The sequence below is a fragment of the Hyphomonas sp. genome, assembly GCF_965284475.1.
GTDB lineage: Bacteria > Pseudomonadota > Alphaproteobacteria > Caulobacterales > Hyphomonadaceae > Hyphomonas.
The window spans coordinates 2,346,878-2,369,557 of record NZ_OZ260087.1 but is presented as its reverse complement, the minus strand read 5'-3'; the positions used below and the strand labels follow the sequence as shown (position 1 = coordinate 2,369,557).

Annotated in this window: 21 protein-coding genes; 9 read left to right on the top strand and 12 right to left on the bottom strand. The window is 61.6% G+C overall.

Going from position 1 to position 22,680, the window contains the following annotated elements; translation table 11 throughout:
- Positions 1–58: 58 nt before the first annotated feature.
- The 6 genes from ACQ66M_RS11720 to ACQ66M_RS11695 form a co-directional block, all read right to left on the bottom strand.
- Positions 59–487, bottom strand: coding sequence for an MAPEG family protein (locus ACQ66M_RS11720; RefSeq protein ID WP_350170600.1), 429 nt, complete (start codon positions 485–487; stop codon positions 59–61).
- Positions 478–1,809, bottom strand: a complete 1,332-nt coding sequence (locus ACQ66M_RS11715) for an alpha/beta hydrolase family protein (protein WP_430403953.1) — start codon at positions 1,807–1,809, stop codon at positions 478–480. Before ACQ66M_RS11715 ends, ACQ66M_RS11720 begins: the two co-directional genes overlap by 10 nt.
- Before the next feature lie 86 nt (positions 1,810–1,895).
- The gene (gene ispG, locus ACQ66M_RS11710; protein WP_350170598.1) at positions 1,896–3,029 is read right to left on the bottom strand and encodes a flavodoxin-dependent (E)-4-hydroxy-3-methylbut-2-enyl-diphosphate synthase; all 1,134 of its coding nucleotides are present in this window, start codon (positions 3,027–3,029) and stop codon (positions 1,896–1,898) included.
- Between the two features lie 85 nt (positions 3,030–3,114).
- The gene (locus tag ACQ66M_RS11705) at positions 3,115–4,050 is read right to left on the bottom strand and encodes a helix-turn-helix domain-containing protein (RefSeq protein WP_350170597.1); all 936 of its coding nucleotides are present in this window, start codon (positions 4,048–4,050) and stop codon (positions 3,115–3,117) included.
- Positions 4,051–4,180: 130 nt separating this feature from the next.
- Positions 4,181–6,412 carry a phosphoenolpyruvate--protein phosphotransferase gene (gene ptsP / locus ACQ66M_RS11700; protein WP_430403951.1) on the bottom strand — a complete coding sequence of 744 codons (2,232 nt, stop codon included), beginning with the start codon at positions 6,410–6,412 and terminating at the stop codon, positions 4,181–4,183.
- Between the two features lie 59 nt (positions 6,413–6,471).
- Positions 6,472–7,719 (bottom strand): aspartate kinase, encoded by a 1,248-nt coding sequence (locus ACQ66M_RS11695; RefSeq protein WP_350170595.1) that lies wholly within the window; start codon positions 7,717–7,719, stop codon positions 6,472–6,474.
- A gap of 92 nt (positions 7,720–7,811) precedes the next feature.
- Between ACQ66M_RS11695 and ubiG the strand changes: the two genes are divergently transcribed.
- Entirely contained in the window at positions 7,812–8,588 is a 777-nt protein-coding gene (ubiG, locus tag ACQ66M_RS11690; protein ID WP_430403949.1) for a bifunctional 2-polyprenyl-6-hydroxyphenol methylase/3-demethylubiquinol 3-O-methyltransferase UbiG, read from the top strand.
- Entirely contained in the window at positions 8,585–9,199 is a 615-nt protein-coding gene (locus ACQ66M_RS11685) for a DUF924 family protein (RefSeq protein ID WP_350170593.1), read from the top strand. The genes ubiG and ACQ66M_RS11685 overlap by 4 nt, the downstream gene beginning before the upstream one ends.
- Here the strand turns inward: ACQ66M_RS11685 and ACQ66M_RS11680 are convergent.
- On the bottom strand, positions 9,196–10,566 hold the full coding sequence (locus ACQ66M_RS11680; RefSeq protein ID WP_350170592.1) for an MFS transporter: 1,371 nt from the start codon (positions 10,564–10,566) through the stop codon (positions 9,196–9,198). The genes ACQ66M_RS11685 and ACQ66M_RS11680 overlap by 4 nt on opposite strands.
- 118 nt (positions 10,567–10,684) lie before the next feature.
- Here ACQ66M_RS11680 and ACQ66M_RS11675 point away from each other — a divergent pair, with 118 nt between their 5' ends.
- The gene (locus ACQ66M_RS11675) at positions 10,685–12,178 is read left to right on the top strand and encodes a M20 family peptidase (protein WP_350170591.1); all 1,494 of its coding nucleotides are present in this window, start codon (positions 10,685–10,687) and stop codon (positions 12,176–12,178) included.
- A 35-nt stretch (positions 12,179–12,213) separates the two neighbouring features.
- On the opposite strand, the gene ACQ66M_RS11670 is transcribed toward ACQ66M_RS11675, so the two are convergent.
- The gene (locus ACQ66M_RS11670; RefSeq protein WP_350170590.1) at positions 12,214–13,146 is read right to left on the bottom strand and encodes an Hsp33 family molecular chaperone HslO; all 933 of its coding nucleotides are present in this window, start codon (positions 13,144–13,146) and stop codon (positions 12,214–12,216) included.
- A gap of 75 nt (positions 13,147–13,221) precedes the next feature.
- Positions 13,222–14,169, bottom strand: a complete 948-nt coding sequence (locus ACQ66M_RS11665; RefSeq protein WP_430403947.1) for a radical SAM protein — start codon at positions 14,167–14,169, stop codon at positions 13,222–13,224.
- Between the two features lie 116 nt (positions 14,170–14,285).
- Between ACQ66M_RS11665 and ACQ66M_RS11660 the strand changes: the two genes are divergently transcribed.
- Complete coding sequence (locus ACQ66M_RS11660) at positions 14,286–15,602, top strand: MFS transporter (RefSeq protein WP_430403945.1); 1,317 nt, start codon at positions 14,286–14,288, stop codon at positions 15,600–15,602.
- A 3-nt stretch (positions 15,603–15,605) separates the two neighbouring features.
- Here ACQ66M_RS11660 and argF read toward each other — a convergent pair whose 3' ends face one another.
- Positions 15,606–16,544, bottom strand: coding sequence for an ornithine carbamoyltransferase (gene argF, locus ACQ66M_RS11655; RefSeq protein ID WP_350170587.1), 939 nt, complete (start codon positions 16,542–16,544; stop codon positions 15,606–15,608).
- Positions 16,545–16,736: 192 nt separating this feature from the next.
- Here argF and ACQ66M_RS11650 point away from each other — a divergent pair, with 192 nt between their 5' ends.
- From ACQ66M_RS11650 to ACQ66M_RS11640, 3 genes are all read left to right on the top strand, one after another.
- The gene (locus ACQ66M_RS11650) at positions 16,737–16,928 is read left to right on the top strand and encodes a hypothetical protein (RefSeq protein WP_430403943.1); all 192 of its coding nucleotides are present in this window, start codon (positions 16,737–16,739) and stop codon (positions 16,926–16,928) included.
- 194 nt (positions 16,929–17,122) lie between these two features.
- Entirely contained in the window at positions 17,123–18,337 is a 1,215-nt protein-coding gene (locus ACQ66M_RS11645; RefSeq protein WP_350170585.1) for a saccharopine dehydrogenase family protein, read from the top strand.
- Between the two features lie 129 nt (positions 18,338–18,466).
- Positions 18,467–19,612, top strand: coding sequence for a carboxynorspermidine decarboxylase (locus tag ACQ66M_RS11640; protein ID WP_430403941.1), 1,146 nt, complete (start codon positions 18,467–18,469; stop codon positions 19,610–19,612).
- Here the strand turns inward: ACQ66M_RS11640 and ACQ66M_RS11635 are convergent.
- A complete protein-coding gene (locus tag ACQ66M_RS11635; RefSeq protein WP_430403939.1) occupies positions 19,609–20,451 on the bottom strand; it encodes a carbon-nitrogen hydrolase family protein in 843 nt (280 codons plus the stop codon). The two genes, ACQ66M_RS11640 and ACQ66M_RS11635, sit on opposite strands and share 4 nt — an antisense overlap.
- 104 nt (positions 20,452–20,555) lie before the next feature.
- Here ACQ66M_RS11635 and ACQ66M_RS11630 point away from each other — a divergent pair, with 104 nt between their 5' ends.
- Positions 20,556–20,999, top strand: a complete 444-nt coding sequence (locus ACQ66M_RS11630; protein ID WP_350170721.1) for a hypothetical protein — start codon at positions 20,556–20,558, stop codon at positions 20,997–20,999.
- On the opposite strand, the gene ACQ66M_RS11625 is transcribed toward ACQ66M_RS11630, so the two are convergent.
- Positions 20,996–22,186 carry an aspartate aminotransferase family protein gene (locus tag ACQ66M_RS11625; protein ID WP_430403937.1) on the bottom strand — a complete coding sequence of 397 codons (1,191 nt, stop codon included), beginning with the start codon at positions 22,184–22,186 and terminating at the stop codon, positions 20,996–20,998. The two genes, ACQ66M_RS11630 and ACQ66M_RS11625, sit on opposite strands and share 4 nt — an antisense overlap.
- Before the next feature lie 168 nt (positions 22,187–22,354).
- Here ACQ66M_RS11625 and ACQ66M_RS11620 point away from each other — a divergent pair, with 168 nt between their 5' ends.
- On the top strand, positions 22,355–22,675 hold the full coding sequence (locus tag ACQ66M_RS11620; RefSeq protein ID WP_350170719.1) for a hypothetical protein: 321 nt from the start codon (positions 22,355–22,357) through the stop codon (positions 22,673–22,675).
- Positions 22,676–22,680: the final 5 nt, after the last annotated feature.

Here is a 22,680-nt window from a genome sequence, read left to right as displayed (position 1 = left end):
CCGCCCTTTAGAGCGGTTTTGAGGGCGCGTGAAGCGCCCTCGCTGCCACATACTGCGCCTAGACGAAGATTCGGAGCACTTCGCGCACGGCCATGACGATCAGCGTAATCGATGCCAGCGCAAACACGACAAAGCGCAGGACCACTTTCGGCTGCAGAATCTGGACGAAGGAATGCAGCACGCGCAGGCCAACATAAATCCACGCTGCCAGCACCATGAAATGCCCTTCGCCGCCTGTCAGCGCCGCAAAGAACATGAGGGCGTAGAAGATTGTCGGCTGTTCGTGCAGATGGTTGTAATTGTCGGCAACCGACCGGACATTCGCCGGCAGCTTGTCACCATAGGTGCCGGGGTGGCGGGCCAGATCCGGATCGATCCTGGCCTTCTGCATGGCCGGAATCCGCGTAGCATACATCCACAGCCACATCACAAGCGTCCAGCAAACCAGCGCCAGAACAGGTTTCAGAAGTTCAACAGTTACGGACATTTTGCCCCTCCCACTTTTGTTATTATTGAGGAACTTACGGGGCAATCTGCAGTTTGAACAGCTGATTCGCGGATTGCAGGCTGGCCAAGATGTGCGGCCAGGAAGGCGGTGAAAGCGTCGATGTCCTCGGACACGACGCTATGCCCGCCCGGGCGCATCCAGAATGCGAGGCCGGCATCCGGATCGAATGACCGCATGCCAGTATCGGTCAAACCCTTCGCACCGGCCATCTCGTAAACCTCCGAGGCAGCCTGCGCCGCGCGATAGGAGGAGTTGGGGTCTGACCAGACATCGCTCCGCCCATTGCCCAGCAGAACGGGCGTGGGCCCAAGAAGCGCCAGTAACTCATGCTGCTCGACCGGCAGGCTGGAAAGGTCATCAAGATAGAGCCGGACAGTCGGCGCCAGCCAGTGCGGATAGCTCTTTGCCATGCGAACAAGACCTTCTCCGGTTTCCGAGCGCGACAGTGACGCTCCGGCAAATCCGGACTGGTGGGCAATCAAGGCGTCCACGCGCCTGTCCCACACGCCAGCGATCAGTGCCGATTTCCCATGCCGCGAATGGCCCATCAAAGCCGTGCGGTTTGCATCAATCCGTGGATCGGCTTCAAGCACTTCCAGGGCTGCCGAAAAGCCATAGGCCCACGCCATCAGCGCACTGGTCGGGTTCACCGGGCCACCCATGCCGGCCATCACCGACTGGGCTTCACCGTTACGGTCGGGCACGAGTTCGCTGGCATAAAAGCTCGCATAGGCAAGGCCTGCGTCGAAATACCGGGACACGGGCGCTTGCGCGATATAGGTGCCAAAAATCCGGGTGGCCAGGAATCCGACGATCCCTGTCATTTCGGGTCCGTCACAGATGCCGCCGTCGGACGCGGTGACCAGGCTGCCGGGAAACACATCGCAATTGCCGGAAAAGGTCTGGCTGATCACGAGCGGGCCTGCCTGAGCGGCCTTTGGAAAGGCCGTGACGAGATGAAAGGACCGGGCGCCCGGACCTGAACCCACGGTGATCTCGATCTCTTCCAGCGTGCCGCGCCCGGCCAGGTAGTCGGCATCCACCACGCGCCAGGCGCCGTGCGACACAGGCATGCCTTCAGGCCATGGCCCATAGAGCGTGTCTTCGAACGCCCGCTTCAGCGCCGTTCGCGGGGCAGAGTTTTCCGCAAACGACGTCGCCTTCAGCGGTGGCTCGGGCAAGGGTTTGTTGTCTGTTTCCAGACTCGCATAGTTCAGGCCAAGCATGGTGCAGTTCGACATGATCAGCGCCATGAGGCCGATCAGGAGGAGAAGCGGAAACCGCTTGAGAAACCAGATCATTCGGTAATCGCCCTAAGCCAGCTGAAGCATTGGCCGAATTCTTATCGCCCTTCCATGAAAAGGGCAGTCCCTTCACGAAAACGTTTTTATTCAGCTGCGACGGAGGCTGCCTCACGCGCCTGGCGCAACATTCGGGCTTTCTCTTCAACGGCCTGAACAATTTCCTCGACCATGGCAGCGTTGCCGACTTTCCGGTCCGGCTTGCCTGCCGCGTACATCATGCCGGATTCGGCCCCGCCGCCGGTAAAACCAAGGTCTGTCATCGCGGCCTCTCCCGGTCCGTTGACGACACAGCCGATGATCGACAACGAGATAGGCTCGGAAATATGCGCGAGACGCTTCTCCAGTGTTTCGACAGTCGAAATCACGTCGAAACCCTGCCGGGCACACGACGGACAGGCGATAATGTTGACGCCGCGCGTCCGAAGACCGAGCGATTTCAACATCTCGTAGCCGACCTTCACCTCTTCGACCGGATCAGCAGAGAGCGACACGCGGATCGTGTCGCCGATACCAGCCCAGAGCAGGCTGCCCATGCCGATCGACGACTTCACTGTGCCGGTTCGCAGGCCGCCCGCTTCAGTGATACCCAGATGCAGCGGTGCATCCGTTGCCTCTGAGAGCTGCTGGTAAGCCGCGACGGTCAGGAACATGTCCGACGCCTTGACGCTGATCTTGTACTCATGAAATCCGAGATCATCGAGGATCCGGGCGTGGTCCAATGCACTCTCGACCATTGCTTCAGGGCAGGGCTCGCCGTATTTTTCCAGCAAATGGCGCTCCAGCGACCCGCCATTGACGCCGATCCGCATGGAACACCCGTTTGCCCGCGCCGCAGCCACCACTTCACGGACCCGTGCAACCGAACCGATATTGCCCGGATTGATCCGGAGGCATGCCGCGCCAGCGTCAGCCGCCTCGATGCCCCGTTTGTAGTGGAAATGGATATCGGCCACGATCGGCACGCCGACATTGCGGACGATTTCGTTCAGGGCCGCTGTCGACTCCTGGTCAGGGCAGGACACGCGGACGATATCAACGCCCGCTTCCTCCATGCGCAGGATCTGGCCAATCGTCGCTGCGGCATCATGCGTCGGCGTATTCGTCATCGACTGAACCGCAATCGGCGCGTCCCCGCCGACCTCCACGGAGCCAACACGGATCTTGCGTGAGAGGCGCCGGTCAATATTGCGCCAGGGCCGGATCGGATTGTGGCTCATCGCACGTGCGTCTCCCTGTGGGTCATTGCTGCCCGTCATGTGGCGTGCCGGACGACCAAGGTAAAGCCCCCTGCGGCGTCACAGACTAGCGCGTTGCCTGGTTCGCACCGTTAGACGCCACTGTCGGCGCAGCCGTTTCGGCTGCTTCAGCGAGCTTCTGGTCGACACTGACCGAGAATACCGGCGCACCGTCCGGGCCCAACGGACCAATTACGGCATCCCCGACGTGCCATTGGAAAGCGCCGCCATCCTTGGCGGACACCGTCCAGCCAGCGTCAAGGCGCGGGAAATAGCTCTCACCCGCCACCATCACACGGCTTCTGAATATCGTGCCATCTGCGCCGCGCACTTCGACCCATCCCTGGCGTGTCGCAACCAGCTCGAGCGGAAGATGCGTCGGCAATGGCCGGTTGGCATCACTCGCATCGTCGAAAAGGCTGTGGCGGGCGCCATTGACTGCGACAATCGCAGGTGCGGGCGCAAGTTCCGGCGCAGGCTTGATCACCTGCGTCAGACCAATCGCTCCGCCTCCCAGGACCACAAGCACGGCGGCGGCAGCCGCCATCAGCGGCCATTTCGGCTTTGGCGGCGCGATATCGCCAATTTTCGGAACCGGGGCAGAATTCCTGACTTCCGACACCGCACCACATTCGTGCGTGTATTGCGCGATCACGTCGCTGTCCGGCAAACCGAGTTCGACACAATATGCCCGCAGGTAAGGCGTCAGGTAGCCTTTGGGAATCTGGCCGATCTCCATCCGCTCGATCCACATCAGGAAATCCTGACGCAACAGGGACTTGCGGGAAATATCAGCGATATTGAGACCAAGCGTCTCACGAACGCGGCGCAGGACCTGACCCATACGCAGGCTTTCGCCCTCATATTTCCGGGTCTTGAAAATCTCGAGCGCCACGGCACGCATGTCCATGGGTTCAACCAGCTGCGCCTGCGGTTCCGGCACGCGCGTCTCTCCAGACGAACGGTCCGTTCCACTTGCAATCGCGCGTGATGCTGCGTGCATTTCGGAATCTTGCGCGTTGGGGGTTTCTTCGTGTCCCATATTCTTCCAATCCAGCCGCCAGTCGGTGTATTCGCCTGTTAGACGAGCAATTTCTGGTCCAGAAACATGGTGAATTTAGGACCAGACAGCCTCAACCGTCGGACAATTCCACCCGATGATCCGCCGCCAAAGCTAATACTTGGTTACGGAACGCATCGTCTGGAGTGTCCAGAACCTTGAGAAAATCACGCCGGAATGCCCCAAGGTCAACAGATCTTACCATACGCTTGACCGGACCAATAGCGGCTGCAGGCATCGAAAGCGCATGGAAACCCAGCGCCAGGAAACAGAGCGCCGACAAGGGAGACGCCGTAGCTTCGCCACATGCCGACATTTGGATCGAATGCGTGGCACAATCCTCTGAAACCTGCTTGAGAAAGCGCATGCCCGCAGGGCTGACCAGATCGTACCGGTCGGAGACTGTGGGCGTCATCCGGTCGGCCGCGAAGAAGAACTGCATCAGGTCATTTGTGCCGACAGACAGGAAGTCGACCTTTCCAGCGAGCTCGGACAGGCTGAACGCCAGTGCAGGGGTCTCCAGCATGACGCCGACTTCAAGCGTCGAGGGGCGCTTACCGGTTCGCGTCTCAGTCCACTCGATTTCCTTCATCAGCAGGTCACGTGCTTCGAAGAACTCGCTCGGCACCGTCACCATCGGGAACATGACAGTCAGCGGTTCGGTCCCGGCCGCCCGGACGAGCGCCCGCAACTGCCGCCGGAACAGGCCCTTGTGGTCCAGTGCGAAACGGATGGATCGCCATCCCAGCGCCGGATTTTCCTCCCGGGTCGTATTCAGCGCCGGCAAGACCTTGTCGCCGCCAAGATCCACCGTGCGGAAAATGACGCGCTTGCCCGCAGCGCGATCCAGCACGCGCCGATACAGCGCCACCTGGTCATCCAGCCGCGGCAGCGTTTCGGACACGAGAAACTGGAATTCCGTTCTGAACAGCCCGACCCCGTCGGCGCCGACCTGGTCAAGCATGTCCATGTCGAGGTCGAGGCCCGCATTCAGGTAGAGTGAAACCTGTGTACCGTCCTTTGTCTTGGACGGCAGTCCGCGCAGCGCGGCATACGTCGCCTGTCGCTCGGATCGCAATGCCACGCGGCCTTTGTAGGCATCGTAGAGCGAGTCATCGGGACGGATGTGCAGCGTGCCCTTCTCGGCATCCACAATCACCCAGTCGCCCTGGTCAATGCGGGTTGTAAGGCCCTCAATCCCGCCAAGGGTCGGAATACCGAGTGCCCGGGCGACGATGGCCGCGTGAGACGACACCGCCGCTTCTTCCATCAGGATCGCGCGCAAGCCGGCATTGGCATAGTCAAGCAGTTCGGCTGGCCCGAGGCGCCGGGCGACCAGCACACTGCGCTCTTCGTTGATCTGCGGCTTGCCGTCATCGCCTGCCAGAACCCGGAGCAGGCGGTTGTCGAGGTCCTCAAGGTCATTCAGGCGCTCGCGCAGGTACGGATCGCGGGCGCTCTGCAGGCGCGCGCGGTGCTCGCGGCGTGCCCGGTCGACTGAGGCTTCTGCCGAGAGACCCGACTTGACGCCCTCGCGCAGTTTTTCGGCCCAGGACGGGTCGTGCGCCAGCAGGCGATAGGTTTCCATCACGTCCCGCGGATCGTCGCCAAGCGCGGCGCCGTCCAGCGCCATCATCTGGTCGATCGCTTCCTTCAGGCCCTTCAGGGCCTCGGTCAGCCGCACGGCTTCCAGGTTCTGGTCGGCGGCAAAGAATTTCGCGGCGGGGACGACGGGGTCGTGGAGCACGGCGCGGCCGTACCCCAGGCCTTCGCAAAGCACCCGGCCGGTAAGGGACGCCAGATTACGCTCGCGTTTGGACATGTCGCCATTCGACATGTGTTCCGGGTCCATCCGGTCGACGATTTCCGCCAGCACCATCGCAATGGTCTGCAATGTATCGATCTCATCGTCACCATAGGCCCGTTCGGTACGGTTCTGCACCGTCAGGACGCCAAGAACGCGCCCGCCACGCAGGATGGGCATGCCCAGAAAGGCATGGAAGGGATCTTCGCCGGTTTCAGGCCGATAGGAGAATGACGGGTGACGCGGCGCGTCCTGGATCGCCATGGCTTCGGCGCGCTTGGCAACGAGGCCGACAAGGCCCTCATTCGGGGCGAGCCGCGTCGTCGACACGGCTTCAGGCTTCAGGCCTTCGGTCGCAATCAGCAGCAATTCGCCGCCCGTCAGACGCAGATAGATCGAGCAGACATCCGCGACCATGGTCGAGGCGATCAGCCTGACCACCTGGTCCAGCCGAAATCGCGCATCACCATCCTCCGCCATCACCTGGCGGAGGCGATTCATCAGGAGACGCGTGGCCGGCAGGTTATAGGGCATGGTTCTCCCAATAGTCGCAGTCGGGTTTACACTGCGTCAAGCCCGAAGGCCGTATGAAGGGCCCGAACGGCCAGTTCGGTATAAGGTGCAGCAATCAATACCGAAATTTTGATCTCCGAGGTCGAAATGACATCAATATTGATGCCTTTCTCATAGAGCGCCGTGAACATGGTCTCTGCGACGCCTGTATGACTGCGCATGCCCACTCCGATAATGGATATCTTGGAGACGTCCCGTGTGACTTCAAGCTGTTGGTAACCAATGTCGTCCGACATTTTCTCCAGCGTTTCCTTGGCAATCGGGCTGTCGCGGTCTGTACAGGTGAACACCATGTTGGCCCGTTCCGGCCCACGCGCATTGGCCTGAACGATCATGTCGACATTGACGCCGGCACGCGCGAGTGCCGAGAAGATCTTGGCCGAAACGCCGGGTTTATCGGCAACCCCGTAAAGTGTGACCTTCGCTTCGTCGCGTGAATAGGCAACACCGCTAACAACCTGTTTTTCCACGATTTCATCCTCTGAGCAGACAAGGGTTCCGGGATTGGGCTCGCCCGGCTTCAGGAAGCTGGAAAGAACGCGTACCGGTACATTATGGTTCATCGCGAGTTCCACAGAACGGGTCTGCAGCACCTTCGCGCCGAGCGACGCCATTTCGAGCATCTCTTCATACGATATTTTGGGAATACGCTGAGCCTTTGGCACCATGCGCGGATCGGTCGTGTAAACGCCGTCCACATCCGTGTAGATGTCACAGACCGTGGCATTCAGGGCCGCCGCCACGGCCACCGCGCTCGTATCGGACCCGCCCCGGCCAAGCGTCGCCACACGGTCATCATCCGTCACGCCCTGAAAGCCGGCCACAACGGCAATTTCGCCCCGGTCGATCGATTCCGGCAGGCCGCTATTGTCGAAACCGAGAATACGGGCGCGGCCATGGTCTTCGTCCGTCTTGAGTCTGAGCTGCCAGCCAAGCCAGCTTCGCGCCTTCAGCCCGCGGCGGCGAAGGGCAAGCGCAAGAAGACCTGCCGTGACCTGCTCGCCAGAGGCAACGATCACGTCGTACTCGTCGTGGAAATTCTCGCGGGACAGGTCAGGCCCGGCAGCGCCCTCGGCAAAGGCGACCAGCTTGTTTGTCTCGCCAGCCATGGCCGAGACGACCACCGCCATATGCTCGCCACGCGCTGCCCGGTCTGCAACGATGTCAGCCACGTTTGCGATCCGGTCGAGATCGCCGACCGAAGTACCGCCAAATTTCAGAACCGTACGCGCCATTTCGCCCCATATCCTGTCCAGTGAAGGGATTGCCCTTTATCTGCGCCCTCATAGGGTTAAGTTCATCTCGGATCAAACGGGAACGCCACAGGATGGTAAAAACAATTGAAGGCTCTCGCGCCGCGCCAAGCACGCCGAGCATCGACGCAGCCGAAGTTGCGAAATTCTCCGCCATGGCTGCCGACTGGTGGAACCCGACCGGAAAATTCAAGCCGCTGCACCGGTTCAACCCGATACGGCTGAAATTCATTCGCGAAACTGCCGAGGCCCACTTTGCGATCCCGGCTGGCCGGCCAAAGCCGCTGGAGGGCCTGCGCCTGCTTGATATCGGTTGCGGCGGGGGGCTGGCGTGCGAACCCATGGCGCGTCTTGGCGCCGCCGTGACAGGCGTCGATGCCTCGGAGGCAAACATCAAGACAGCCCTGACACACGCACAGGAACAGGGCCTGGGCATTGATTACCGAGCGGGCACAGCCGAAGGACTGATCGATTCAGGCGAGCCCCCTTTCGACATCGTGCTCAACCTCGAAGTGGTTGAGCACGTCGCCGATGCGCATGAATTCCTCAAGGATTCTGCCTCGCTCGTCAGGCCGGGCGGCCTGATGATCGTGGCAACACTCAACCGGACGGCCAGGGCCCTCGCCACGGCGGTCATCGGCGCCGAATATGTCCTTGGCTGGCTGCCGCGCGGTACCCATGACTGGTCGAAATTCGTCACCCCGGACGAGGTCCGCACGGCCCTTCTCGCCGCCGGGATGCAACCCGAGCCCGCCATTGGCGTATCCTACCGTGCCCTGTCCGGTTCATGGGCGCTGACATCGGACACATCGGTCAATTTCATGGTCGTCGCAAAAAGGCCCGCCACATGACAAACCTGCCTGCCCCGTCCGACGTGATCGCCTTCTGGATCGGCGATGCTGCATCCTCGGCTGAAGAGGCGGGCGTCAGGAACAAGATGTGGTTTGCCAAGTCCGAAGACATCGACGCTGAAATTCGCGCGAAATTCCTTCCCCTGCTCGAAACTCTGGCTGCCGGCCCCCTGGCAGACGACTGGGCAGAACGCGGCACAAGCGAGCGCCTTGCGGCCATCATCGTGCTGGATCAGTTCAGCCGGAACCTGTTCCGCGGCAGCCCCCGTGCCTTTTCGCAGGACGCGCTCGCGCTGCGCCTGTGCAAGGAAGGCCTGTCCCTGCGCGAGGACCTCACCCTCAGCGAGGCAGAGCGAATCTTCTTCTATCTTCCCCTCGAACATTCCGAGGATATCGGTGACCAGACCCGCGCGGTCGAGATGTTTTCGGCGCTTGTAAAGGATGCGCGCAGCGCGTTCCGGCAACTCGCCGAGGCGACACTGGAATATGCCTACGCCCACAAGGCGGTCATTGAACAGTTTGGCAGGTTCCCGCATCGGAACGCGGTTCTGGCGCGGGAGACCACACCGCAGGAAGCCGCCTATCTCGCGAAGCCCGGGAGCGGCTTCTAGTCGAGCGTCTGGGGCCCGCGCGGATCGAGGCTTCTGGCCACATCCTGCTGCATCGCCCGTGACAGCGGATAGGTCCAGGAGGCAAACGACGCGCCGAGATACAGTACCCCGGGCAGCAGGCAGAAGATCATCAGCAACCCGTTGATGGCTTCGGGCGAATTCGGCTGGCCCGGCTGGAACCCCGCCAACTGGGCCACCATCAGATACCCGACACCAAATGCCAGACTGGACCCGGTCTTGTACGCGCTGGTCAGAATCGAATAATAGATGCCGGCACGATTTTCCCCGGTACGGGAGGCATGCCATTCGACAACATCTGCCGTCATGGACCGCGTCAGGATGATCGGTGCACTGAATGCAGCACCGTTGATAATTGCGCCAATAAGCAGGGGCCCGAACCCGCCAACCTGCCCAAACACATAGTAGAGGATATAGCTGAGGGCCGACATCATCGTCGCAGCACGAAAGGCGATGTTCTTCTCCGTCCGCCTGGCCAGCAACAGCCATAGCGGCATGGCCGCAACAGCCGTGATGAAGAAGATCATCAGGATCAGGCTGGACTGACCATCGCTGAGCCCGAAGACGTACTCGGCGACAAAGAGATAATTCGCGGCGGTGACGGCAATGGCTGTTCCGGCCAGCAATTCCATCGCCAGCAGGCGGCCGAACATCTGGTTCTTCAGCGCGCCAAGGATGGGCTTCAGCTCGAACTTCATCGCATGTCCCTGATCGCCAGGCACAGGCCGGTCCGGCACGAAGAAGAAGGACAGGGCGCCTGCGACCGGCAGGGAAACGAGCAGTACGACGCCCATTACCGCGACCTGTGCAAAACGGTCCAATTCAAATCCGAACAATGGCAACAGCGCCGGCAGCGCGAGCAGCGTCAGCATCGACAATGTGCTGATTATCTCTGGCCACAGGAACAGGCGGGAGCGTTCATCATAGGTGGTTGCGATCGCTGGCACCCATGCTGAACGCGAAGTCTGCAGCAGGGTGAAGCCAACATAGAACAGCGCCATCCAGCCGATGAAATAAGCGGGACCGACCCCCGTGCGCGGCGGCATGTAGATAAAAAAGGTCGCGATGGCGAGTATCGGAATGCTCAGCAGGATCCAGTGGCGCACGCGCCCCAGCGGGCTGCGGTAACGATCTACCAGATAGCCCATGACGGGATCGGTAAAGATGTCCCAGAACCGCAGGAGCATGAAGAGAAGGCCGGTCATTTCCAGCCCGAGACCCACTTCATTGGCATACAGCGGCGACAGGTACACGGCGAGCGGCAGCCCCACCCCGGCAAGCGGAATGCTGAGGCTGGAAAATGCGAGTACGCGCGGGAGTGACAGGCGTTGTGGCGTCGTCTGGGTCATCCCGTCAAATTGCCCATGTAATTGGTGACGGCCAAGTCATTTTTTTGCCTTGCGAAGCCTTGACGGACGTCGCGAGAGCCGCAACCGTCGGGTCAAAATCGACAAGGGCGGACTGCATATGCTGAAAAAGCTGATCTTCGGGGTGGCGGGACTGATCTTGCTGGTCGTCGGAATAATACTCGTCCGCACGTTCTCCTATGGCGGTGAACCGGTTGGCCAGCGCGTCGACTTACCGGATGCGCCAGACGTCTCTGCGCAAACAGCTGCGCAGCACTTGTCCGAAATCATCCAGTTCAGGACGATCACCCTGGCGGGCGGCGATCCGCGTCCGGGTCAGGAAGGCGAATGGCTCGCGCTTCACGACTGGCTGTCAGACACCTATCCCGCCGCGCATGCCGCCATGAGCCGGGAAATCGTGCCCGGCACGCTGACGCTTCTCTACACATGGCAGGGCAGCGATCCGTCGCTGAAACCGATCCTGCTCATGGCGCACCAGGACGTCGTGCCGGTCAATATGGGTACCGAGTCCGACTGGACCGGCGCGCCCTTTGCCGGCGAGATCATTGACGGATACGTCTATGGGCGCGGCGCAATAGACGACAAGGGCAACCTTGTCGGCCTGATGGAAGCGGCTGAAGCGCTCGCGATTTCCGGCTTCGAACCAGAGCGCACCGTGCTCTTCATGTTCGGCCATGACGAGGAAGTGTCCGGCTCGGGCGCAGAGGCGGGCGTCGCCCTGCTCAAATCCCGCGGTGTCGAGCCTGAAATGGCGCTCGACGAAGGCTTCATGATCATTGATCCGTCGCCCCTGTCAGGCAAGCCGATGGGCATTATCGGGATCGCGGAGAAGGGTTATGTGACCGTCAACGTGACGGCGGTTGCACAAGGTGGCCACTCGTCTACACCGCCCCGTAATTCCGCAAACGTGAACCTCGCAAAGGCCATCCTTGCGCTTGAGGAAAACCAGATGCCGGCAGACTTCTCCAGGCCGCCTGTATCAGACCTTTTCCGCGCAGCCGGAAAGGACATGCCCTTCACCCAGCGCATGGCCATGGCCAACCTGTGGCTGTTCCAGGGAATGGTCGAATCTTCCCTGGCGAAGAATTCCGCCGGCAATGCCATGGTCAGAACCACAACCGCCCCGACCATGTTGCGCGGCTCGGCCAAGGAAAACGTGCTTCCGCAGCGCGCCATCGCAACCGTCAACTTCCGTGTGCATCCCAATGACACGCCGGACGAAGTGATAAAGCACGTCAGGGATGTCACCGCCGGAATTGACGGGATTGACGTTGAGACCGGTGGCGACGGGATCAACAGCCCCGCATCGCCCGTCTCCCCGACCGACAACCGCGCCTACGCCGTACTGGCGAGCGTTGCTGAACTGGCAGGCAATGGCGCGCCCGTCGCACCGGGCCTGGTGCTGGGCGCGACCGATTCCCGCTTCGCCGCCGCCATTACCAGCAACGTCTACCGTTTTGCCCCTGCCATCATGACGCCAGCCGATCTGACAGGATTTCACGGAACGAATGAGCGCATCTCTGTCGAGAACATGGGCAGGCTGTCAAAAGGCTATGCCCAGATCATCCTCGGCATGGACGGCCCGGACGAATAGTCCGGGCCGTCCAGCCAGACGTATGGTCATGGCCGTCAGCTGACCTTGCCGGTGACCTGCCCGATTGGCACCACATAGTGACGCGCACAGAACTGGCAATCGATGGCCAGCGTGCCGTCAGGCTCGACCATTTCGCGCAGCGCGTCATCCGGCATGGATTGCAGCGTGCCGACAAGGCGTTCCTCATTGCAGGTGCAACTGTCGACAAGGCCAACCCGGTCTTCCATCCGCACACCCTGTTCATGGAACAGGCGGAACAGGAGGTCCGGCATGGCCAGGTCCGGGTCGACGAGTTCAGCGTCGCTGAGCGTGCCGAACAGGGCTTCGGCTTCGCGCCAGACCTCTGACGTGTCGCCACGCGCCTCGTCGCTCGCGATGCGCTGCACAAGCATGCCACCCGACACCCAGATCGGCGTTTCGCCTTTGCGGTCGAGTTCCGCGATGGTCAGTTTGATACGGCTGGGCACCTGCTCGGACTGCGCAAAATAGTCCTCGGCGCATTCAGACAGCGTGCCTTTTTCCAGAGGGACAATCCCCTGATAGGGCGCAACCGATGGATCGTCCTGGATCAGGATCAGCGCAAGCCGCCCGGTCGGTCCGAACAATTGTGGCATGTGCGGCGCCGCGCCCTTGTTGACCTTCTCCAGATGTGCCCAGCGATCAGCGTCAAACTTCGCATAACCGCGCACCCCGCCATCGGTGCGATACTCGCCAACCAGCATGGAGACAGGACCGTCACCCTCGGCCTGTACGAGAATCCGACCGTCAAATTTCAGCGACGCGCCAACCATTGCAGCCAGCGTTACGGCTTCGCCCAGGATGCGGGCAAGATGAGGCGGATAGTCGTGGCGGTGCAGGATAGGTGACAGGCTTTCAGCGCCCATACGGACGGCACGGCCGCGCACGGGGCGCTGGTCGATCTGGAAGTTGACGACAAAATCGCTGTCAGGACGGGCGGTATCAGGCATGGGTTCGCTTTCCGGCGGGGCGGTTGAAGGCCCCCATGTGGCAGCGCCGGGCCGGTGCGGCAAGGGGCAGGCCTGTCAGGCTGAGCAGCTGCCTCCACCCAGAACACAAAAGCTGGCGCACCAGGCATGGTTCAGGCGCACCGGCTCTGCCGTCGCCTCGGCCAGCGACGCACCAAGTTCGAAGGCCGGATCATCGACAAGCAGGGTACAGGCGGTCACCGTTGCCCGGCTGGCCCCCTTGCGGCGAATGACCATACGCTGGGATGCGCACATGATGTCGGCCGGATCCTTGGACAGGATCTGCCAGCAGGCCGTCGTGATCTCCGGCGGATCGTCGCGCGCGATCATCTCGGGGAAGAGCACGAGCTGTGTGCGGTCGGATGGATCGAGCGACAGGCCGAGACGGCTTGCCAGCCTGCCATAGGCCGCGCGGGCGTCGGTTTCATCCTCCGTCAGCGCCTGGCGCCCGGCCAGGGCCACACTTACCCCCAGCTCACCCAGCCACGCCACCCCCCTGCACGCCTCCGCAAAGGCACCCTGTCCCCGCTCGGCATCGTGGGCCGCCTCATCATGGGAATCGAGCGAAACACGCAGGGTCATCCGGTCACCGAAACGCGCCAGCAGGTCCTGCAGGCCTGCCTGGATGCGTGGCCGCATCATTGGCCGCATGGCATTGGTCAAAAGCAGCAGCCGATGCCCACGCGTCAGGACCGCCTCCATGATCTGTAGTATTTCCGGACACATGAACGGCTCGCCGCCGGTAATGCCGACTTCCTTCGGGCCCTCTCCAAGCGCGTCGATTTCATCCAGGAAGGGCGTCACGTCTGCCTGTTTCAGATAGACGAGGCGGTCATTGGTCGGCGAACTCAGGATGTAGCAATTGGCGCATTCGATGTTGCAAAGCGTGCCGGTATTCAGCCAGAGCGTTCTGAGCCCCTGCCAGTCAACGCTCGCACGGGTCTCGCCCTTCGCCGTGATGAAGGGATCGGAGAACTTCGTACCTGGAAAGATCGTATCAGCCATGCGTCCTGTGTAGCCACAGGTACAGGCCTCAGGCCAGCGGGTTCGCGCATTCGTGATCAGGAAAGAGCGGTCGGTCAGCCATTGCCACCGGTTCCATCTCGTCTATGTGTGCGGCCATGGCGGACTCCACGCGCGAACTGGTCTTTGAGATGCTGACAGCGGGTGATGATGGCCGCGTCTGCAGGGACATTCCCGAAGCCTCATGCAATGAGGAAGCCCGCAATTTCACGACACACGTCATGGCCCTGTCGACCAGCAAGATTGCCGATGGCCTGGTTGACCCGAAACTTGTGCTCAGCTGGCTGCTCGCAACACTGGGAGCGCCCACCCTGTTAATCGGCTTGCTGGTACCTGTCCGCGAAGCCGGATCCCTGTTGCCACAATTGTTCACAGCCGGCGCCCTGAGACGGCTGGCGCAGCGGAAATGGGCCTGGGCGGCGGGCTCGATGGTTCAGGGACTGTCTGCGCTGGCTATCGCCATGGCTGCCCTGACTCTGGAAGGCGCGAGGGCAGGCATGGCGATCATCGCGGCGCTGGGCGTACTCGCCGTGGCGCGATCTGTGTGTTCGGTCACCTACAAGGATGTGCTGGGCAAGACGGTATCGAAGTCGCGGCGCGGATCGGCTACAGGCGCGGCAACAACTGTCGGGGCTGCGGCCGTATTGCTCTTCGGCGCCCTGCTTGCTTCCGGCCTGGGCGCGCGCATGGACCTTGTCAGCGCCGGCCTGATCGGTGCCGGTGTCTTCTGGATTGCAGGCGCCGCTATCTTCATGCAACTGAAGGAGGCTCCAGGCGCAACCGAAGGCGGCGCCAATCCATTTCGCGCCGCCATGGACAATCTTGGTCTCCTTGGTGAGGACGCCCAGTTGCGCCGCTTCATTGCCGTGCGTGCCCTGCTTATCTCGACCGCCCTCGCCCCGCCATTCATGGTGGCGCTTGCTGCACGCAGCAGCGGGTCAGACGGGGCTGGCGGGTTTGGCGGACTTGGCCTGCTTATCATCGCATCTGCCGGTGCAGGCCTTTTGAGTTCCTATGTCTGGGGACGGCTGGCTGACAAGTCGAGTCGCAAGGTGCTGATCCTGACATCCGGCGCCGCCACGCTCGCCTTGTGCGCAGCGCTCGGCCTGAACGCTGCCGGCCTGCTCGGAGCGGTCTGGGCGCTGCCGCTGGTCCTGTTTGCATTGATGATCGCCTATCAGGGCGTTCGCCTTGGCCGGTCGACACACCTGGTCGACATGGCCACTCAGGACACGCGCGCGGCCTATACAGCTCTGTCCAACACGATCATCGGCAGCCTGCTGCTGCTCGGCGGCGTGTTCAGCCTGGTGGCGGAATATGCAGGCGAGGCCACCGTACTGGGCCTGCTCGCAATCATGAGCGGGCTGGCCCTGCCGGTCGCGCTCGGCCTCAGGGAAGTGCAGCCGCAGGAATAGAGCCTATTTGTCGAGGCACCAGCGCAGGATGGCCTTCTGGGCATGCAGACGGTTTTCAGCTTCATGCCAGACGAGCGAGCTTGGGCCGTCGATCACCTCTGCGTCAACTTCCTCGCCCCTGTGGGCTGGCAGACAGTGAAGGAATTTTGCACCGCCCGCCGCCAGTTCCATCAGGTCTTCGGTCACAGCGTAGGGTTCGAGGATTTCGAGTCTCCGCTCGGCATCCTGGTCACCCATGGAAACAAACGTATCCGCGATGACGACATCAGCGCCTGCGACAGCCTCCTCCGCCGTTTCATACAGGTCGATCCGGGCCTGCATCTCGCGGGCAATCTCGACATCCTCGTCATCCGGCGCGAACCGTTGCGGCGTACCAACGGCCAGCGAGAACCCGAACTTGGCCGCTGCGTGCAGGAAGCTCGCACAGACATTATTGCCATCACCAACCCAGGCGATGCGGGATCCGCGCAGGGTCAGGCCGCTCTCTTCCAGAGTCTGGAGATCAGCCATGATCTGGCAAGGGTGTGAGCGGTCTGTCAGCCCATTGATGACGGGTACGCTGGAAAATTCGGCAAATGTCTCGACATCGCTGTGATCGTTTGCGCGGATCATCACGGCGTCGACATACCGGCTGAGCACGCGCGCCGTGTCTTCGATTGTCTCACCGCGGCCAAGCTGCATGTCATTGCTGGTCGCCGTGATCGAAGATCCACCGAGCTGGCGCATCGCCATATCGAACGAGAAGCGCGTTCGCGTGGAGGATTTCTCGAAGATCATGGCCAGCGTGTGACCCTCCAGCGGGGCCCCGGTATCCACCCTGCCCTTCGGCCAGCCGACGCGGGCCTTCTTTGCCCGATGGGCCTCATCCAGGATGGCGCGCAGCTCAGCCGAATCGAGGTGCCAGATGTCGAGGAAGTGGCGTGGGGCCGAATCTGAATGCATGCGCGAGCGCTCCCGTTGAAAACGAAGCGCGGGGCATAGCGCGTTTCATGGCCCAGCGCCAGTAAACCGCAGGTTCAGCTCAGCTTTCCCGTTACGAATGCGTCACTTTTTGAGAATGAGTTGCAAACCGAGGCGTGCTGTGCAAAATTCAATTGAGAATGAGTCGCAAATAACGGATTGGAGACCCTGACCATGTACATGCCCATAGACGACAGCGCGATGCTTTGCTGGCTGAAGCAGCAGGTGCGCGTGCTGGAAGCATGGCGCGAGGAACTCGCCTGCCGGTCCGAGATCGAAGTCGCAATGGTGACCCGCCTGGAACGTCACTATGCGTGGCTGACCGATGAGATTTCCCGGCTCGACCCGCCGCGCCGCGCGGCCTGAGCCAGGCCTTTGCCGCAGCGCCGGAGGCGGCACGCGCGTTTCCTCCCAAACGCCATTTCCGGCGTTGCGGCAATCCGGATCGCGCGGCTGCCTCGCGCGATCCGCCCACATCTCTCCACTGGCGAAGCCGTCCGGTTTGCCCTATGTGACGGGCAAGCCCACCGGCCCCTCTAGCCTCAGGAGAGACAGGACACATGGACACGGTACTCATCATTGGCGCCGGCGCTGCCGGGTCTGTCGTCGCGCAGAAATGCGCCATGGACCGCGACACGTTCAAGCATATCACGCTGGCCTCGCGCCGCATCGAAAGCTGCGAGAAAGTGGCTAAGATGTGCAGGACGCCGATTGAGATCGCGCAGGTGGATGCCGACAATGTCGCCGAACTTGTCGCACTGATCAACAAGGTGAAGCCGGACTTGCTGATCAACATGGCCCTGCCCTATCAGGACCTGCCGATCATGGATGCCTGCGTCGAGACCGGCACCAATTACATGGACACCGCGAACTATGAGCCGCGTGACGTCGCCAAGTTCGAATACAGCTGGCAGTGGGCCTATCACGACAGGTTCGTCGAAAAAGGCATAACCGCCATTCTCGGTTGCGGCTTCGATCCCGGCGTGTCGAACATCTGGTGCGCCTATGCCCAGCAGGAACTGTTCGACGAGATCGAATACATCGACATTGTCGACTGCAATGCCGGCGACCATGGCAAAACATTCGCGACCAATTTCAACCCGGAAATCAACATCCGCGAAGTGACGCAGGACGGGAAATACTGGAAAGACGGCGAGTGGATCGAGATCCCTGCCCTCTCGATCAAGTGCGATATCGACTATCCGGAAGTCGGCCCCCGGGCGTCCTACCTCATCTATCACGAGGAAGAGGAAAGCCTGGTACAGAACATCAGGGGCCTGAAGCAGATCCGCTTCTGGATGACGTTCGGCGAGGCCTATATCAAGCACCTCGAAGTGTTCAAATCCATTGGCCTGATCGGCCTGGAACCCATCAGGCACAAGGGCATGGACATCGTTCCGATGGAATTCCTGCGCGACCTGCTGCCTGTGCCCTCGTCCCTCGCAGAGGGCTATACCGGCAAGACCAGCATCGGCGTGATCATCCGTGGCAAGAAGGATGGCAGGCCTTTGACGAAGATGCTCTACAACGTCTCCGACCACGCCGAGACGAACAGGGAAGTTTCTGCGCAGGCCGTATCCTACACGACCGGCGTGCCACCCGTTTCCGGCGCGAAGATGTTCTTTGACGGCATCTGGAGCGGCAAGGGCGTCTTCAACGTCGAACAGTTCCCGGCCAGGCCCTTCCTCGACGACCTCGCCAGTCGCGGCCTGCCCACGACAATCGTGGACCTCGAGCCCGGCGCGCAGGAAGAACTGTTTGCCGTGAAGACCTGATTATCAACAAGGGGCTCATCCTGAGCGAAGTCGACGGACGAGCCCCGGGCGTCGCACACGATCATTCTGCCCGCGCCCGCCCTTCGACTTCGCTCAGGGTGAGCCCTCCTTTTGCAAGAGTCCGAAAACATGAACGCCGCATCCTTTCCTGAGAGCATCCCCACCCCCTGCTTCGTCCTCGACATTGCCCGCCTCCGGACAAATCTGGAGACGGCCGCGCGCGTGCGCGAGGAAGCCGGCTGCAAGGTCCTGCTCGCCACCAAGGCGTTCGCCATGCCCGCCGTATTCCCGATGATGCGCGACTATCTCGATGGTACGACCGCCAGCGGCGAACATGAAGCCATCATGGGGCACAAGGAATTCGGCAAGGAAGTACATGTCTATTCACCGGCCTATACTGAAGACGAAGTGCGCCGCCTCACCGAGGTCGCCCAGCACGTCTATTTCAACTCGGCCGAACAGCTGTCCCGCTTCGGCGCCATCGCGCGCAATGCCGGCTGCCAGGTCGGCCTGCGGGTGAACCCCGGCTATTCCAATGCCACCCTCGGCGGCGATCTCTACAACCCCACAGCCGCCGGCAGCCGCTTTGGCGAAGTGCCGGCCATGCTGGACAGCGTCGACTGGTCGGGCGTCGACATCTTCCACGTGCACGCTCTGTGCGAGAGCCTGGAGGAAGGCTCGGTCGGCCTGATCGAGTTCGTCGCCAGGAATTTCGGGAATTACATCGAGCAGGTCTCGTCCGTGAATTTCGGCGGCGGCCATTTCCTCAACAAGCCCGGCTATGACGTGGATGCGCTGATCGCCGCAATCAGGGCCTTCAAGGCCAGGTTCGATGTGGAGGTCGTGCTGGAGCCCGGCGCGGGCCTCGTGGTCAATACAGGCGAGCTCCATGCAACCGTCCTCGCGCTGCACCGCAACGAGATCGACCTTGCCATCCTTGATGCCTCCGCCTCGACGCATATGCCTGACGTTCTGGAAGTGCCCTACCGCCCCGACATTGTCGGTGCGGGCGATCCGGGTGAACTGGCGCACACCTATCGCCTCGGCGGCAAGACCTGCATGACCGGCGACGTGCTTGGCGACTATTCCTTCCCCGAACCCCTGGTGCCCGGCCAGCAGCTGATCTTCACCGACCAGATGCATTACAGCTTCGTCAAGACGAACACGTTCAACGGCACACCGCTCGCCAACCTCGCCGTGCGCTGGGAAGACGGCACGGTCGAACCGATTTCAAATTTCGGCTACGAGGAATTCCGCCGCCGGCTGGGGCGCTAGTCTTTACCGGAAGAATTCAGGCCAAAGGCCTGATCGTTACCAAGGGACGGAATGCGTCTGCGCGCCATCTCGACCTCCTCAAGGTTAAGGTCGGCCCATATGACGCCTGGCTCGTCTCCGTTGGCCTCGGCCAGGATTTCGCCCCACGGGGAGATGATAAGCGAATGGCCGAACGTCTCGCGTCCGTCCTCATGCCGGCCGCCCTGGGCAGGCGCGACCACGAAACAGCCCGTCTCGATGGCCCGCGCCCGCAGCAGAACAAGCCAATGCGCCTCGCCCGTCACGCGCGTGAAGGCGGCCGGCACGGTGAGGATCGATGCACCGGCCTGTGCCAGCTGGCGATAGAGATGCGGGAAGCGCACGTCATAGCAGATGGTCATACCGACCGTGCCGAAATCCGTATCGGCCAGCACGGCAGACCCGCCCGGCCGATAGGCGCGCGATTCGCGGTAACTCTGCCCGTCGCCCACCTCGACATCGAACATGTGGATTTTGTCATAGCGTGCGCGAATGGCCCGGTCCGGTCCGATGAGAAAGGAGCGGTTGGCAAACCGGTCTTCGCCTTCCACCCTCACCGCGATCGAACCGATCAGCAGCCAGATGCCCAGCTCACCCGCCAGCGCCCGCAAGGCCGCCAGTGCAGCGTCATCATCCTGCGCGACGAGCTTCGGCCGCGCCATGCCGGGCCGAATGTCCAGCAGATTGGTCATTTCCGGGGTGGCAATGAAGCCCGCTCCCTGTCCGGTCGCCTCACGGATCAGCCGGGACGCCATGGCAATATTCGGCATCACGTCCACACCGGAACGCATCTGGATACAGGCTGCACGTATCTTGCTCATGGCACTATCCTAGCGCGCCACGCGCCATGCGATAGCCCGGGCAGCCTTGACGCAACAGCGTCTCTCCCGCCAGTCTGCCACATGGACCAGATGGGGAGAGGCTGATGTCAGGAATGGATCCGGAAACAATTCGCATGGTGGTGGATGTATCGGGGCTGGCGATCACGCTGGCCGGGTTTGTCTTTGTGATCATGCAGATCAGGCGCCTCGGCCAGTCGATCCGCACGACAGCCCATGCGGCCATCTATTCGCAGGCCGCAGACTTCCGCACCCATTTGATGACCTATCCGGAGCTCAGGAAATATTTCTTTGACGGCGCGAACATCGAGACAGGCCACCCGGATTATGAACGGGCGGCCACATTATCCGAGCTGTTCCTGAATTACCTGGAACACCTGTCGGTACAGAAAAGCCATTTTGCCGGAACAGACGGCACGGCATGGATCAAGTTTGCGGGCCAGTCGCTCGAACGCAGCCCGATTTCCAGACGCAGGCTGCAGGAAAACGAGGCCGCCTATTCACCGAAACTCCTGGCCCTGCTTCGCTAGGCCGGCTGCCACTCCGTCAGGGCTGCATCGAGTATCCCCGTGGCTTCGCGCACATGTTCGTCCGTGATGACCAGCGGCGGCGCAAGGCGCAGCACATTGGCCCCGGCGACGCCGACCAGGAGGTTATTCTCGCGGCACATGCCCTGCAGGCCTTTCGGATCGGCTTTGATCTTCAGCCCTGTCAGCAGGCCCTTGCCCGTCACGCCGTCCACCTTGTCAGGATGGCTGTCAGCGAGGCTTTTCAAGCCCTGCGCCAGCGTGCCGGAAACACGGCGCACCTCGGCGAGAAAATCCTCGTTCGCAATCATGTCCCAGACAACATTGCCGACCGCCATGGCCAGCGGGTTGCCGCCATAGGTGGACCCGTGACTGCCGGGCTGCATATGCTCGGCGCAGGCTTCGGTGGTCAGACAGGCACCGAACGGAAAGCCGCCGCCAATGCCCTTCGCGGCGCAGAGAATGTCCGGCTCCGCACCCTCCACCCAGTTATGCGCGAACAGTCTGCCCGTGCGGCCCATGCCGCACTGGACTTCATCAAAGATCAGCAGGATGCCGTGTTCGTCGCATAGCTGACGCAGGCCTGTCAGGCACTGGTCCGGCATGGCGCGCACACCGCCTTCGCCCTGCACGGGCTCGACCAGAACTGCCGCGGCCGTCGGGCGCGCCGCCGCTTCCTTCAGCGCATCATGGTCACCCCATTCAAGATGTACGAAACCAGGCAGCGCCGGGCCAAAGCCTTCAAGATATTTCGGGTTTCCGCCGGCATTGATCGCGCCAATGGAGCGGCCATGGAAAGCGCCGGTAAACGTGATGATGTCGATGCGTTCTTCACGGCCATTGGCCCAGTGGTATTTCCGGGCTGACTTGATCGCACATTCGATCGCCTCCGTGCCGGAGTTCGTGAAGAAAACGCGGTCAGCGAACGTGTCGCGGCAAATCTTGTCGGCCAGGTGTTCGGCGGCCGGCACGCGGAACATGTTCGAGGTGTGCCACAGCTTTCCGGCCTGATCGCGCAGCGCATCCACCAGTGCGGGGTGAGCATGGCCCAGTGCCGTCACCGCAATACCCGCAATGAAGTCAAGATAGCGCGAGCCGTCCTCGGTGAAGAGATAGGCCCCTTTGCCTTCGACGAAGACTTCTTCGGGCGGCCTGTAGACGGGCATGATGTGCTGGCGTGGATCGGTCATGAATGCTCCCTGCGGTGCGCAAGCGTGATGTGTTGGCGCTACGCTTGGCGAGACGCCCCGGGGAAGTCAACTCATGCGCCGCTGATCCCGGGCGAGTTAATGTGACAATGCTGGGCCAACGCGTTAGGCTTTCAATGCAGGCGACACTTCCAGCAGGAGACATTTCAGATGAAGAAAACAACCCTGATCGCCGCGATTTCCTTTCTTCTGACGCTGCCGACCCTTGCTCAGGTCCCGGACATCAAGCCAGCTACATCATCAGACACGGGCGATGCACGGGTAGCCGCGCTGGGCCAGGATGGTGTCGTGGTAACCAGTGAAGCAGCTGTGTCTCCCCGTGAAGCGGTCCAGGACATGCGCAACCATGGTCAGACGGGACAGATCGCCCCCTTGATGCGTGATGGAGACAGGCTGGTACTGGAACCGCTCGTAAATCGTGTCGGTATCGACAGCGGCAGTCTGGTTGAGACTGTGCCCGCCTCCAAATAAATACG

Bases quoted from the DNA above. Each gene is read 5' to 3' on its own strand.
- ACQ66M_RS11720 (WP_350170600.1), bottom strand. From the start codon at position 487: ATGTCCGTAACTGTTGAACTTCTGAAACCTGTTCTGGCGCTGGTTTGC.
- ACQ66M_RS11715 (WP_430403953.1), bottom strand. From the start codon at position 1,809: ATGATCTGGTTTCTCAAGCGGTTTCCGCTTCTCCTCCTGATCGGCCTC.
- ispG (WP_350170598.1), bottom strand. From the start codon at position 3,029: ATGAGCCACAATCCGATCCGGCCCTGGCGCAATATTGACCGGCGCCTC.
- ACQ66M_RS11705 (WP_350170597.1), bottom strand. From the start codon at position 4,050: ATGCACGCAGCATCACGCGCGATTGCAAGTGGAACGGACCGTTCGTCT.
- ptsP (WP_430403951.1), bottom strand. From the start codon at position 6,412: ATGAATCGCCTCCGCCAGGTGATGGCGGAGGATGGTGATGCGCGATTT.
- ACQ66M_RS11695 (WP_350170595.1), bottom strand. From the start codon at position 7,719: ATGGCGCGTACGGTTCTGAAATTTGGCGGTACTTCGGTCGGCGATCTC.
- ubiG (WP_430403949.1), top strand. From the start codon at position 7,812: ATGGTAAAAACAATTGAAGGCTCTCGCGCCGCGCCAAGCACGCCGAGC.
- ACQ66M_RS11685 (WP_350170593.1), top strand. From the start codon at position 8,585: ATGACAAACCTGCCTGCCCCGTCCGACGTGATCGCCTTCTGGATCGGC.
- ACQ66M_RS11680 (WP_350170592.1), bottom strand. From the start codon at position 10,566: ATGACCCAGACGACGCCACAACGCCTGTCACTCCCGCGCGTACTCGCA.
- ACQ66M_RS11675 (WP_350170591.1), top strand. From the start codon at position 10,685: ATGCTGAAAAAGCTGATCTTCGGGGTGGCGGGACTGATCTTGCTGGTC.
- ACQ66M_RS11670 (WP_350170590.1), bottom strand. From the start codon at position 13,146: ATGCCTGATACCGCCCGTCCTGACAGCGATTTTGTCGTCAACTTCCAG.
- ACQ66M_RS11665 (WP_430403947.1), bottom strand. From the start codon at position 14,169: ATGGCTGATACGATCTTTCCAGGTACGAAGTTCTCCGATCCCTTCATC.
- ACQ66M_RS11660 (WP_430403945.1), top strand. From the start codon at position 14,286: ATGGCGGACTCCACGCGCGAACTGGTCTTTGAGATGCTGACAGCGGGT.
- argF (WP_350170587.1), bottom strand. From the start codon at position 16,544: ATGCATTCAGATTCGGCCCCACGCCACTTCCTCGACATCTGGCACCTC.
- ACQ66M_RS11650 (WP_430403943.1), top strand. From the start codon at position 16,737: ATGTACATGCCCATAGACGACAGCGCGATGCTTTGCTGGCTGAAGCAG.
- ACQ66M_RS11645 (WP_350170585.1), top strand. From the start codon at position 17,123: ATGGACACGGTACTCATCATTGGCGCCGGCGCTGCCGGGTCTGTCGTC.
- ACQ66M_RS11640 (WP_430403941.1), top strand. From the start codon at position 18,467: ATGAACGCCGCATCCTTTCCTGAGAGCATCCCCACCCCCTGCTTCGTC.
- ACQ66M_RS11635 (WP_430403939.1), bottom strand. From the start codon at position 20,451: ATGAGCAAGATACGTGCAGCCTGTATCCAGATGCGTTCCGGTGTGGAC.
- ACQ66M_RS11630 (WP_350170721.1), top strand. From the start codon at position 20,556: ATGTCAGGAATGGATCCGGAAACAATTCGCATGGTGGTGGATGTATCG.
- ACQ66M_RS11625 (WP_430403937.1), bottom strand. From the start codon at position 22,186: ATGACCGATCCACGCCAGCACATCATGCCCGTCTACAGGCCGCCCGAA.
- ACQ66M_RS11620 (WP_350170719.1), top strand. From the start codon at position 22,355: ATGAAGAAAACAACCCTGATCGCCGCGATTTCCTTTCTTCTGACGCTG.